This window comes from Vibrio sp. 1978, from assembly GCF_033344345.1.
The window spans coordinates 1-619 of sequence record NZ_JAWPOP010000663.1; the positions used below are offsets into that span (position 1 = coordinate 1).

The 619-nt window shown below is 46.4% G+C and carries 1 protein-coding gene; it reads right to left on the bottom strand.

The annotated features are described in order from the left end of the window. Window positions 1-619 (bottom strand): DNA topoisomerase (locus R8N49_RS28415; protein WP_318190605.1); only part of this gene is annotated, 619 nt, incomplete at both ends.

A 619-nucleotide genomic window follows, 5' to 3' on the forward strand; every position in this document is an offset into this window, starting at 1 on the left:
CAAACTTAAGGATACGACCTTTCGCTTTTAGCGTGTATTCCGCCGCTTTTACGCTGATTGTGGTTGAATCATATTCTGCAGGTGTCATTTGACACGCAACGAACTGATTCCAGATCAGTGAGTAAAGCTTGTGAGCATCCGCATCTACACCTTGCAAGTCTTCTGCTTTCACTGACACATCAGATGGACGAATCGCTTCGTGCGCTTCTTGAGCACCTTCTTTGCTGCCGTACGTTAGTGGCTTAGCTGGAAGATACTTGTCACCAAATTCTGAACCAATGAAGTCACGAACAGCATCAACTGCTTCCGCACTCAAGTTAGTCGAGTCGGTACGCATATATGTGATGTAACCCGCTTCATACAGACGCTGAGCTAACATCATGGTTTTCTTAACGCCGTAACCTAAACGGGTACTTGCCGCTTGCTGCAATGTTGATGTGATGTATGGCGCAGAAGGCTTGCTCTTTGTCGGGCGGTCTTCGCGCTTACACACTTCGTAGCTTGCGTTTTCAAGGACAGAAATGGCTGCCTTAGTTTCTGTTTCGTTAACAGGCTTAAACGCAACGCCATCTTTCTGCGCAACCAGCAGTTTGAAATCTGACTTATCTTTAGTTTTGGT